Annotated in this window: 12 protein-coding genes; 7 read left to right on the top strand and 5 right to left on the bottom strand. The window is 61.7% G+C overall.

What is annotated here, in order from left to right; translation table 11 throughout:
• The first annotated feature begins 25 nt into the window (after positions 1 to 25).
• From JYU29_RS10440 to JYU29_RS10420, 5 genes are all read left to right on the top strand, one after another.
• Positions 26 to 913 carry a cation diffusion facilitator family transporter gene (locus JYU29_RS10440; protein WP_213985035.1) on the top strand — a complete coding sequence of 296 codons (888 nt, stop codon included), beginning with the start codon at positions 26 to 28 and terminating at the stop codon, positions 911 to 913.
• Positions 914 to 968: 55 nt separating this feature from the next.
• On the top strand, positions 969 to 2,063 hold the full coding sequence (locus tag JYU29_RS10435; protein ID WP_213984733.1) for an AbrB family transcriptional regulator: 1,095 nt from the start codon (positions 969 to 971) through the stop codon (positions 2,061 to 2,063).
• Positions 2,064 to 2,425: 362 nt separating this feature from the next.
• Entirely contained in the window at positions 2,426 to 4,108 is a 1,683-nt protein-coding gene (gene leuA, locus JYU29_RS10430; RefSeq protein WP_213985034.1) for a 2-isopropylmalate synthase, read from the top strand.
• Between the two features lie 86 nt (positions 4,109 to 4,194).
• On the top strand, positions 4,195 to 4,968 hold the full coding sequence (locus tag JYU29_RS10425) for an alpha/beta fold hydrolase (protein WP_213984732.1): 774 nt from the start codon (positions 4,195 to 4,197) through the stop codon (positions 4,966 to 4,968).
• 114 nt (positions 4,969 to 5,082) lie between these two features.
• Positions 5,083 to 5,694, top strand: a complete 612-nt coding sequence (locus JYU29_RS10420; protein ID WP_213984731.1) for a hypothetical protein — start codon at positions 5,083 to 5,085, stop codon at positions 5,692 to 5,694.
• On the opposite strand, the gene JYU29_RS10415 is transcribed toward JYU29_RS10420, so the two are convergent.
• Positions 5,691 to 6,656, bottom strand: a complete 966-nt coding sequence (locus JYU29_RS10415; protein ID WP_213984730.1) for a metallophosphoesterase family protein — start codon at positions 6,654 to 6,656, stop codon at positions 5,691 to 5,693. The genes JYU29_RS10420 and JYU29_RS10415 overlap by 4 nt on opposite strands.
• A 137-nt stretch (positions 6,657 to 6,793) precedes the next feature.
• Between JYU29_RS10415 and JYU29_RS10410 the strand changes: the two genes are divergently transcribed.
• Positions 6,794 to 7,237 (top strand): NUDIX domain-containing protein, encoded by a 444-nt coding sequence (locus tag JYU29_RS10410; RefSeq protein WP_250157333.1) that lies wholly within the window; start codon positions 6,794 to 6,796, stop codon positions 7,235 to 7,237.
• Between the two features lie 12 nt (positions 7,238 to 7,249).
• Here JYU29_RS10410 and JYU29_RS10405 read toward each other — a convergent pair whose 3' ends face one another.
• A complete protein-coding gene (locus JYU29_RS10405) occupies positions 7,250 to 8,230 on the bottom strand; it encodes a glutathione S-transferase family protein (protein ID WP_213984728.1) in 981 nt (326 codons plus the stop codon).
• A 249-nt stretch (positions 8,231 to 8,479) separates the two neighbouring features.
• Between JYU29_RS10405 and JYU29_RS10400 the strand changes: the two genes are divergently transcribed.
• Complete coding sequence (locus JYU29_RS10400) at positions 8,480 to 9,058, top strand: GNAT family N-acetyltransferase (protein ID WP_213984727.1); 579 nt, start codon at positions 8,480 to 8,482, stop codon at positions 9,056 to 9,058.
• Between the two features lie 6 nt (positions 9,059 to 9,064).
• Here the strand turns inward: JYU29_RS10400 and JYU29_RS10395 are convergent, their stop codons facing one another.
• The 3 genes from JYU29_RS10395 to JYU29_RS10385 all read right to left on the bottom strand — a co-directional run bounded on the left by JYU29_RS10395 (position 9,065) and on the right by JYU29_RS10385 (position 11,885).
• Complete coding sequence (locus tag JYU29_RS10395; RefSeq protein ID WP_213984726.1) at positions 9,065 to 9,610, bottom strand: adenine phosphoribosyltransferase; 546 nt, start codon at positions 9,608 to 9,610, stop codon at positions 9,065 to 9,067.
• Between the two features lie 81 nt (positions 9,611 to 9,691).
• Positions 9,692 to 10,507 (bottom strand): cytochrome c1, encoded by an 816-nt coding sequence (locus JYU29_RS10390; RefSeq protein WP_250157391.1) that lies wholly within the window; start codon positions 10,505 to 10,507, stop codon positions 9,692 to 9,694.
• Between the two features lie 73 nt (positions 10,508 to 10,580).
• On the bottom strand, positions 10,581 to 11,885 hold the full coding sequence (locus JYU29_RS10385) for a cytochrome b (protein ID WP_213984725.1): 1,305 nt from the start codon (positions 11,883 to 11,885) through the stop codon (positions 10,581 to 10,583).
• Position 11,886: the final 1 nt, after the last annotated feature.

The following is an 11,886-nucleotide window of genomic DNA, read 5'->3' as shown; positions in this document are numbered from 1 at the left end:
GAACGAAACGACGAAGCGCGCGATCATGCAACTTGCTGCAGGGTCGATCGTGATCGGCTTCTTCGTCATGGCGCTGAAGTTCGTGGCCTGGTTCCTCACCGGCTCCGTTGCGCTGTATTCGGACGCGCTGGAATCGATCGTCAATGTGGTGGCGGCCTCGGCGGCCTTGTGGGCGATCTCGGTCAGCCACAAGCCGGCCGATCTCGATCACCAGCACGGGCACCACAAGGCCGAGTATTTCTCGGCCGTGCTCGAAGGCGTGCTGATCGTGATCGCCGCGCTGCTGATCCTGGTGGAAGTCTGGCGCAAATGGGAAGCGCCGGCGCCGATCGAACAACCCTGGATCGGTCTCGCCATCAATGCCGGTGCCGCGGCCATCAACGGCGTCTGGGCCTCCGTGCTGATCCGCCGCGGCACGAAAGCGCGTTCGCCGGCACTCGTTGCCGACGGCCACCATATCATGACGGATGTCGTGACCTCGATCGGCGTCATCGCCGGCCTGATCGCGGCCGTGCTGACCGGGCTCAAGTTCCTCGATCCGCTTTTGGCGGCGCTGGTTGCAATCAACATCCTTTATCAGGGCTGGAAGGTCATCACCGGCTCGCTGAGCGGCTTGATGGATGTCGCCGTGGATGTGCATGAAAACCTGCGCATTCGCGACATCATCTCGCATCATTCGGCCGGCGCGCTGGAAGTGCATGACCTCAAGACGCGTATCGCGGGTCGTGCCACCTTCATCGAGTTCCACATGGTGGTGGATGCCGACATGACCGTCGGTCAGGCGCATGTGATCTGCGACCGGATCGAGGATGCGCTGCGCGCCGAAATCCCCAGCGTGCGCGTGATCATCCATGTCGAGCCGGAAGAAGAAGCAAAGCTGCCGCGTGGCACAACAGCTATCCCATTTGCCTAGGGCGTAAGGCGTAACAAGCGCTTCAACACCGGCGTGAAAGGGTCTAGATCGGGGTATGGATGCCAGTACCCCACAGCCTGTGACGACGACCCCTTTGTGGCTTTCGGTGTTGCAGTGGGCGTGTTTGATCCTTGGCTCCGGGGTCCTTGCTGTCATCTTCGAGACGATCGGCATGCCGGCAACCTTTCTGCTGGCGCCGATGATGGCCGGTATCGTGGCAGGCGCCTTCGGTGCGACGATCGCGCTGCCGCGCCTTGCCTTTAATGCGGGGCAATCGATCCTCGGCATTCTGGTTGCTTCCTCGCTTTCGCCCGATCTGATCGGCTCGTTCCTCTCGCACTGGATGCTGTTTCTGTTCGTGGTGCTGTCGACGCTGTGCGCGAGCAGCCTGTCCGGTTATCTCATCAGCCGCTGGGGCATCATGCCGGGAACATCGGGCGTTTGGGGCTCGGCGCCGGGAGCCTCCACCGCCATGGTGCTGATGGCCGAGGCCTTTGGCGCCGATACGCGACTTGTCGCGTTCATGCAGTATTTTCGGGTGGTGATTGTTACCGTCATCGCGGCGCTCGTTGCGCGCTTCTTTGTCGATACGAGCGCTGTGGTGGCTGCACCGATCCCGTGGTTTCCGCAGCTCGATCCACAAGCCTTCGCGTCCACCATTCTTGTTGCCGCGATTGGGGCGACCGTTGGCAAGCTGCTGCGCCTGCCGTCGCCGTTTTTCCTCGGTGCGATGGTTCTCGGAGTGACCCTGGAGTTTTCCGGATTGACCACGTTCCAGCTGCCGCAATGGCTGCTGGCGGTGAGTTATCCGATGATCGGCTGGACGATCGGGCTGAAGTTCACGCGGCCGATCCTGCGGCATGTGTTTCGCATCCTGCCGCAGATCGCGGGCTTCATCCTCGTTCTGGTGCTGTTTTGCGGAGGACTGGCGGCGCTGCTGGTGGTTTTTACCGATATCGATCCGCTGACGGCTTATCTCGCGACCAGCCCCGGCGGCATGGACTCGGTTGCGATCATTGCCGCGGCCTCGAAGAACGTGAACCTGTCTTTCGTGATGAGCGTGCAGATGCTGCGCTTCCTGATCGTGCTTCTGTTCGGCCCGGCTTTGTCGCAGCTGGTGGCGAAACTGGTGGCGCGCTCGGCAGCTTGAGCGAAGGCTGTGCGCAGCTTTGATGCGTGGAAAACCTTCGTCTTGTTTCTTTCATGCGCCTGCGTTATCTAACCGCTCATGTCGACGCGCATTGCACCTTCTGCATCAAACGCAGCTGCTCCCGCAGCCGCCGTTTCGCGCGCGCTTTTCTCCTCGCTTCTCCTTCTTAGCTGCGATCGCCGGGCTTCCTGAGGAGCACCCGGCGGTCGTTGTGCCGCCAGGCAAGCAGCTCCTTCATCCGCACCCGATCTTAGCCCCCGATCCTAGTCTAGGACTACGCGCCCCGATGCGGCGCTGGAGACGACACCATGAACGCCAATCCGCCTTTCAACAGCACTGACGCTTCGCCCGCACGCCGTGGCATGCCGGACGCTTCCCGCAAATATCAGCCTTATCCGGCGATCGACCTGTCCGACCGCACATGGCCGACCAAGCGCATCGAAAAGGCGCCGATCTGGTGCTCGGTCGATCTGCGCGACGGCAACCAGGCGCTGGTTGATCCGATGGGGCATGAGCGCAAGGCGCGCATGTTCAAGCTGTTGCTCGACATGGGCTTCAAGGAAATCGAGATCGGCTTCCCGTCCGCTTCACAGACCGACTTCGACTTCTGCCGCTGGGCGATCGAAGAAGGCGGCGTGCCGCAGGATGTTTCGTTGCAGGTGCTGGTGCAGTGCCGCCCCGAACTGATCACGCGTACCTTCGAGGCCTTGCAGGGCGCGCATAGGCCGATCGTGCATTTCTACAATTCCACCAGTGAATTGCAGCGCCGCGTGGTGTTTGCAAAGGATGTCGCGGGTATTAAGCATATCGCAACCGATGCGGCGAAGATGATCATGGACATGGCCGCGAAGGCCGGTTCCAAGGATGCGTTCCGCTTTCAGTATTCGCCCGAAAGCTTCACCGGCACTGAGCTGGAAGTGGCGTTGGAGATCTGCAACGCCGTCAGCGAGATCATCGCTCCCACGCCGGAAAACAAGCTGATCCTGAATTTGCCGGCGACCGTCGAGATGTCGACGCCGAACATTCATGCCGATCAGATCGAGTGGATGAGCCGCAATCTCGAACGCCGCGATTCCGTGATCTTGTCTTTGCACCCACATAACGATCGCGGCACAGGCATTGCCGCGACCGAACTGGGCTTGATGGCGGGCGCGGACCGTGTCGAGGGGACCTTGTTCGGCAATGGCGAGCGCACCGGCAATGTCGATCTCGTGACCTTGGCCTTGAACATGTACACGCAAGGGGTCGATCCCGAACTGGACTGCTCCGACATCAACCGGATGAAGGACGTCTATGAATATTCCAACGAGATGAAGATCCCGGAACGCCATCCCTATGTCGGCGAGCTGGTTTATACGGCCTTCTCGGGCTCGCATCAGGACGCGATTAACAAGGGCATGAAGGCGATCAAGACCGCCAACAAGCCGCAATGGGAAGTGCCGTATCTGCCGATCGATCCGGCGGATGTGGGCCGAACCTATGAAGCGATCATCCGCATCAACTCGCAATCGGGCAAGGGCGGCATCGCCTATGTGCTGCAGGCCGATTACGGCCTCAACCTGCCGCGCGCGTTGCAGGTCGAGTTCAGCAAGGTGATCCAAAACATCACGGATGTCGAAGGCAAGGAATTGCCGGTCAAACGCATCCATGCCGAGTTCATGCGCGAATATGTCGAGCAGCCGGAAGGCCGCGTGAAGTTCGTGGATCACACCACGCATACCGATCCTGCCAACCGGCAGCGCCGGACGCTGGAAGCCGTGATCACGGATGGCGGCAAGGAGGTGACGATCACCGGCAGCGGCAGCGGCCCGATCGAGGGCTTCATGGATGCGCTGTCGCGTCATCTCGGCGTCGAAATGAGCGTGGCGGATTATTCCGAACATTCGATGCAGCGCGGCTCGAACGCGGCAGCGATCAGCTATGTCGAAGTCGAGCATGAAGGCGGCAAGCTGTTTGGCGCGGGCATCAACACCAACATCGTGGCCGCCTCGCTCGAAGCGATCTGCTCGGCGGCCAACCGGATCCTTGCCAAGCAGCAGGGTTGATTGATCGGGTCGGAGGCAGGCATCCGTGTTTGCCCCCGACCGCGCCCTCGGCTAGAGCGGAAACGTTCAACCGGGAGGAGCCGATCTTGAGCGAACCGTTAGATACGTCACGCCTGTATGCCTCGGTCGAAGGCACGGGGCCGAAAGTGATCGTGCTTCTGCACGGCTTCGGCGGCTTTCACGGAGTGTGGTCGCAGATTCAGCCGGAACTGGCTGATGACGCGACCGTGCTGGCCTATGATCTGCCGGGCCATCACCATTCGCTGCATTATCCCAATGCGGGCTCGGCTGGCGTCGCGGCCAAGGCGATCCTTGCCGATCTGGAGGAAAGGGGCGTGGAGCGCGCCCATTTCGTCGGCCATTCCATGGGCGGAGCGATCGCGGCCCTGATTGGTTTGCGGGCCCCTCAAGCCGCCGAAACACTGACATTGCTGGCGCCGGGCGGGTTCGGTCCCCAGATCAACGCCGATCTTTTGCGCCGCTATGGCGCGGCGATGCGGGTCGATGAGCTGCAGGCTTGTCTCAACGAGATGTCCGCGCCGGATTTCACCATGCCGACGGAGCCTGCGGTCCGCTTGGCGGAAGCGCGGGCAACGCCGGGGCAGCAGGACAAGTTGGTAGAGATCGCGGCCGCGATTACGAAGGGCGACCAGCAGGGCGAGATCCCGCGCGAGATGCTGGCGACGCTCGCAATGCCGGTGACGGTTGCATTGGGCACCGGGGATCCGGTTCTGCCGTTCAGCCAGACTGGGAATCTTCCCGTTAACTTCAAGCTCGACGTGTTGCCGGGCAGGGGGCACATGCTGATGGAAGAAGCGCCCGACGACGTGGTGCGCATCATCCGGCAGATGGCGCGTTAACCCCATCCGATGATCTCAGGTCCTTCCAGCCTGTGCAGGGTGGAAGATCCGTCTGGACGACCTTATTTCTCGTGTTAACGTAGCAGTAACCATACGGGCCGGAGTACGCGTGCAATGAGCGAGCCCCAACGCAGCGACGAGTTGAAGGGGTCCGGTCTCAGCCTCCTGAACATCATGCGCGAAGTGCGCAGCGCCGAAGCCGATCGCGCCGATGTGGTGGTGGAGCTGCGCGATGCCGAGCGCATGCGGCTGGATATGCTGGTGCAGGAACTCGAGCCTGTGCTGAAAGACGTCGATGCGAGCGATCCGCGCTTCGACTTCGTGGTGTCCTCCGGTTTGCAGCCCCGGTTCTGGATCGACGCTGTCAGCCATGTCGCAATGGGACGCGATCGCCGGACCTACCGTTTTCTCAGGGATACACGGCTTGGCCGCGTGGTTCTGGCCGAAACCAGCGACATCAAGGCCGTTGCCGAACAGGTCGCGCGCTACATTGCCGAACGGATGATCGAGCGTCAGCGGTTGCTGGAAGGGGAGATGGTGGGCGTCCACCACAAAGCGGACAACCAGATCGCGCCTGCGTCCGAGCCTGCCGCCACGAAGCCGATGCCGCGCGAGTGGTCGATGCTTCTGGGTGGTCTGGCGCTCATCGGCGCCGGTGCCGTTGTTGGCCTCGCGGTCGCGGTGGCCTATGCTTGGCTGCGCGGCATTCCGCTCGTTGCCGGCTAGACGGAGCTCGGGCTGATCGGCTGAACGTTGACGGGGCTCTCTGCCGGATGGGTGGCCGAACCGGTCAGCTGGAAGCTGGAATGCTCGTAGATCTGGCGCGTGGTGCGCGACAGGCCGCGCCGCATCATGTGGATCGACCAGTTGTCCGGTTCGCCATCGATCGTGAAGAGATTGTATTGCGACAGCGGCTTGCCTTCGCCGATCGACTCGCCGGCCGCCGCCACGCCCACCACCGGTACGCGCGAGGACTTCGGACCCTCGATCCAGTGCACCGTCGACAGATGGGTATGACCGTGCAGCACGAGTTCTGCGCCATGTTCCCTGATGACGCGCTGGAAGCGCGCGATGCCGAACAGCCGCTTGTGCGGCGCGGTCGCGCCATGAACCGGCGGATGGTGGATCATCACCACCCGAAACAGGCCGCGGCGCTTGGCTTCGTCGAGTAGCGCATCCATGCGCTCGGCCTGATCGTCGCGGAAATAGCCGCTGGCCATGAAGGGCGCGCTGGCTCGGGCCGAGGTCGCGCCGATAAAGGCGATGTTGCCGCGCACGCGCAGATAGGGGAAGGACTTGCGGCTGATCGGGCCCTCTTCGCCGTCGCCAGCCATATACTTGCCCCAGGCGGCGCAGATCTTGTCGAAGGCGCCCGGCACATAGGCGTCGTGATTGCCAGGAACCAACGACACGGCTTCCGAGCCGCCGAACTCCTGCAGCCACAGCCGCGCGACTTCGATCTCGGCATCCAGCGCCAGGTTCACGAGATCGCCGGTGAGCGCGATATGATCGGGATGGATCGTCTTGAGGTCCGTTGTCAGTGCATCGAGCACCGCATCGTCCAGAACCCCCTTGCGGTTGCGCTGCCAATTCACGTAGCCGGTAATGCGCTTGGACGCGAGTTGTCGGACGGTCACGTCCGGAAGGGGGCCGAGATGGATGTCTGAAAGATGCGCGAGACGGAACATGTTTCCCTTTTAGAATGCGATACGCCCCGATGGAAGGGAAATACCTTGCTGATCAACCGCGCTTTATTGCCCGGACCGAACAGGTGAACGCGCGAAACTGGCTTTTGGCTGCGGGACCGCGCTTTCGGCGTGTGCGAATGCGGTTGTTTCACCTGTTCTTCGTGTTGACGCGGCCGATGACTTTCGGCGCACGCGCCATGATCTGGGATAAGCGCGCAGGCACGGTTTTCCTGATCCGCCATACTTACGTACCGGGCTGGCAGCTGCCGGGTGGGGGCGTTGAAGCCGGTGAAACGGCCCTCGAAGCGCTTGGCCGCGAGATCGTGGAAGAATGCAATATCGCGATCAAGGGTCGGCCGCAGCTGAAGTCGATCCACTTCAATCGCCAGGCCAGCCGCCGCGATCATATCGCGATCTATCTCGTGACGGATTTTACCGTGCTGGGCCCGCGGCCCGGCGATCATGAAATCGCCGAAGCGCGGTTCTTTCCGGTGACCGACCTGCCGGAAGACACAACGCCGGCAACGCGCCGGCGTATAGTCGAGATCATCAGCGGGATTGCCCCTCATGAGGACTGGTAGAACGCTGTTCGTTCAGCCGAACCGCGCGCGGTCGTGCGGGGCGTCGTAGTCCAGAGCCGGTCCCTTCGGCACGATGCCGGTTGGATTGATGGTGGGATGGCTGCCGTAATAATGGTGCTTGATGTGGAAGAGATCGACGGTCTCAGCCACGCCTTCCACCTGGTAGAGATCGCGCAGATAGTTCGACAGGTTCGGATAATCCGCGATGCGCCGCTCGTTGCACTTGAAGTGGCCAACATAAACCGGATCGAAGCGCACCAGCGTCGTGAACAAACGCCAGTCGGCTTCCGTCATCTGGTTGCCGAGGAGGTAGCGCCGCTGACCAAGCCGCTCTTCGAGCTGGTCGAGCGTGCGGAACACATCGCCAAAGGCGGTCTCGTAGGCGTCCTGCTTGGTGGCGAAGCCGGCGCGGTAAACGCCGTTGTTCACGTTGGGGTAGACCAGCGCGTTGACCTCGTCGATCTCCTTGCGCAGGGCTTCCGGGTAGAGATCAAGCGAGGCATCGCCCCATTCGTCGAAGGCCGAGTTCAGCATGCGGATGATCTCGGCGGACTCGTTGGAGACGATCGTGTTCTGCTGTTTGTCCCACAGAACCGGCACGGTTACGCGGCCTGAATAGGTCGGCTCTGCGCGGGTGTAGATCTGGTGCAGGAACTCGGATCCGAACAGGCTGTCGCCGGTGGCGCCGTCTTCCTGGAGGAAGGTCCAGCCATTGTCGCCCATATACCAATGCACGACATCAACCGAAATGACCTCTTCGAGCTTCTTCAGCTTGCGAAGGATCAGCGTGCGATGGGCCCAGGGGCAGGCGAGCGAGACATAAAGATGGTAACGGCCGGGCTCGGCCTTGAAGCTGCGCGTACGACCTTCGGCGGGCTTGCCGTCCTTCGTGACCCAGTCACGGAAGCGCGACGCATCACGCTCAAACTTGCCGCCGCTTTTTTCCGTGTCGTACCAGCTGTTGTCCCATTTTCCTTCGATCAGCTGTCCCATGGCGGTCTCCTTGTCTGCTTGACCAGGAATCTAGGGTCTCGCTTGCGCTTTCCAAAGGACTTGCTGATGAACACTGCGTCGCTGCAAGGGCATGGACGACGCTGCGGAACAATGCTAGCGAGCATGAAGGAGACGTTGCGCATGATCTGCATCAACCGACGACGAACGGGTTCGCGCGCTTAAAAGAAGCGCAGATGGACAGTCGCGCCCTTGCGCGGCACGCAAGACCCTTCTCTCGGACGTATCCTCATGTTTCCTGGTGCCATCGCCTACCTGGCCGAACTGCCTGCACACGACGCTGAAATCGACGCCATCAATGACGAGGCTTTCGGGCCCGGTCGTTTCGCGCGCGCGGCCTACAAGATCCGCGAAGGCGGATCGCATGATCGCAAGCTGTCGTTTGTCGCGATGGCTGGGGATCAGGTGGTGGGCTCCGTTCGGTTGACGCCGATCGCCGCCGGCGAGGGCAGGGGGCATATGCTGGGACCGCTTGCGGTACGGCCCGCCTTCAAGAGCGCGGGGATCGGCCGGACGCTGGTGGCCTTGTCGCTCGATGCTGCAAGGCTTGCCCGTTCACCGGTTGTGATGCTGGTGGGTGACGGACCTTATTATGGGCCGCTTGGTTTTCAGCGCGTTCCGTTCAACCAGATCGAGATGCCGCGTCCGGTTGATCCGTATCGGCTGCTTGCCTGCGAGTTCGTGCCGGGATCGGTTGCGCGGCTGCGCGGGCCGCTCGATCATGCCGATCGGATCATCCGGCCCGAGATCGAAAGGCCCGAGCCATCCACGGATGCGCTGCCTGCCGAACCGTTGCGCGCGGCAAGCTGACCGGGTTCAGTGGCCGTCGAAGGCGATCAGCGTGTTGACCTCGACGCCGAGCGCTTCCAGCTTCTTGCGGCCGCCGAGTTCCGGCAGATCGATCACGAAGCAGGCTGAAACGATCTCCGCGCCCATCTGCGTCAACAGCTTGACCGCGCCTTCGGCCGTGCCGCCGGTGGCGATGAGGTCGTCCACCAGGATCACACGCTCGCCGGGCTTCACGGCGTCGCGATGCATCTCCATCTCGTCGACGCCGTATTCCAGGCTGTAGGCCACGCGCACGGTTTCATGCGGCAGCTTGCCCTTCTTGCGGATCGGCACGAAGCCTGATGACAGCTGATGCGCCATCGCGCCGCCGAGAATGAAGCCGCGCGCCTCGATACCGGCGACCTTATCGACCTTGAGACCGGCATAAGGATGCACCAGCTCGTCGATCGCACGGCGAAAGGCACGGGCATTGCCGAGCAGGGTGGTGATATCGCGGAACTGCACGCCGGGCTTGGGATAATCCGGGATCGTGCGGATCGCCTGATCGAGAAACTCTTCGAGGGAGTGCTTCATGGCTGGCACCTTGTGCGCTCGGGAAACAAAAGAAAAGGCGCCGGAAGGCGCCTTCTCACAGTTCATTTGATTATGCGAGGCTCAGTGCGCCACGCCTGCCCAAACCTTGCGCTTGGTCATCCAAACAAGGCCGATGAAGAGCAGCAGGAAGATGATGACGCGGAAGCCGATCATCTTGCGCTCGTCGAGATGCGGCTCGGCAGCCCACATCAGGAAGGCCGAAACGTCGCGCGAATATTGGTCGACCGTTTGCGGCATACCATCGTCATAGGTCACCTGATCGTCCGAGATCGGCTGCGGCATGGCGAGCGACTTGGCCGCAATGAAGTAGGGGTTGTAGTGCGTGCCTTCAGGGATATCCATGCCTTCCGGCGGCGTCTGGCCGTAACCGGTCAGCAGCGCGTGGACATAGTCCGGGCCGCCTTCCTGGTACTGCGTGAAGACGTCGAACACGAAACGCGGGAAGCCGCGTTCCACGGTGCGGGCCTTGGCCATCAGCGACAGGTCCGGCGGGGCCGCACCGTTGTTGGAAGCGGCAGCGGCTTCATCGTTCGGATAAGGCGACGGGAAGTGGTCCGACGGCAGTGCGGCGCGGGTGAACATCTCGCCGTCCGCGTTCGGGCCGTCCGTGACTTCATATTCGGCCGCAAGCGCCCGAACCTGTTCGTCGGAATAGCCGAGGTCTTCCAGCGTGCGGAAGGAGACGAGGCGCAGCGAATGGCAGGCCGAGCAGACTTCCTTGTAGACCTTGAGACCGCGCTGCAGCTGGCCCTTGTCGTAGCGGCCAAACGGACCCGCGAAGCTCCAGTCCATTTCCGCGGGGCGGTGGATGGGGAAATGCGTCGGGTTCGCTTCGTCGTGGTGCGCTTCTTCCTGCGAGAGTGCAGCGGTGGCCATCGTTGCGCCAAGGCAAAGCGCGGCCAGTCCCGAGAGGATCTTCTTCATCATGTGGTCCTTTCGAGTCCTGGGCTCAAGCCTTGGTCTCAGGCGCAGCAGCTGCGCCCGCCGGATGTGCCGCAGCACTTCCGTGGTTCTTCGCGAGCACCGCTTCGGTGATCGAGTTCGGCAGGCGACGCGGCGTCTCGATCAGGCCGAGAACCGGCATGATGACGAGGAAGAAGCCGAAGTAATAGAGCGTCGCGATCTGAGCCATGACCACGTAGATCGGTTCTGCCGGACGCGAGCCGAGCCAGCCGAGCAGGATGGCATCCACCACGAAGAGCCAGAAGAACAGCTTGTACCAGGGGCGATATACGGCCGAGCGCACCTTCGACGTGTCGAGCCACGGCACGAAGAACAGCACCGCGATGGAACCGAACATCGCCAGCACGCCGCCGAGCTTGGAATCGATCGGGCCGATGTTGAAGGTGATGGCACGCAGGATCGCGTAGAACGGCAGGAAGTACCATTCCGGAACGATATGAGCCGGCGTCTTCAACGGATTGGCGACGATGTAGTTGTCGGGATGGCCGAGATAGTTCGGCAGGTAGAACACGAAGTAAGCAAAGAGCAGCAGGAACACCACCATGCCCAACGCGTCCTTGATGGTCGCATATGGCGTGAAGGGAAGGCTGTCGGTCTTCGACTTGATCTCGATGCCCGTCGGGTTGGTCTGGCCGGTGACATGCAGCGCCCAGATATGCAGCACAACCACGCCGGCAATCATGAAGGGGATGAGGTAGTGGAGCGAGAAGAAGCGGTTCAGAGTCGGATTGTCGACTGCAAAGCCACCTAGCAACAGCTGCTGAACCCACTCGCCGACCAACGGAATGGCCGTAAAGAAGCCGGTGATGACCGTTGCACCCCAGAAGCTCATCTGACCCCAAGGCAGAACATAACCCATGAAGCCTGCAGCCATCATCAGAAGGAAGATGATGCAGCCGAGGATCCAAAGCAGTTCGCGCGGCGCCTTGTAGGAGCCGTAATACAGGCCACGGAAGATGTGGATGAACACGGCGAAGAAGAACATGGATGCGCCGTTGGAATGCAGGTAGCGCAGGAGCCAACCCGAGTTCACGTCGCGCATGATCTTTTCGACGGAGTCGAAGGCAAGAAGCGTAGAAGCGGTGTAGTGCATCGCCAGCACGACGCCGGTGAGGATCTGAACCACCAGCATGATGCTCAGAATGCCGCCGAACGTGTAGGCGTAGTTCAGGTTACGCGGAATAGGGAACGACACAAAGCTGTCATGCACCAGCCGCGGAAGCGGCATGCGTGCATCTACCCAGCGTCCCAACCCGCTCGTCGGCGTATAGGTCGAATGTCCAGCGCTCATG

It is taken from the genome of Tianweitania aestuarii (assembly GCF_018457165.1).
GTDB lineage: Bacteria > Pseudomonadota > Alphaproteobacteria > Rhizobiales > Rhizobiaceae > Tianweitania > Tianweitania aestuarii.
This window is presented reverse-complemented; position numbering and strand designations above follow the sequence as displayed.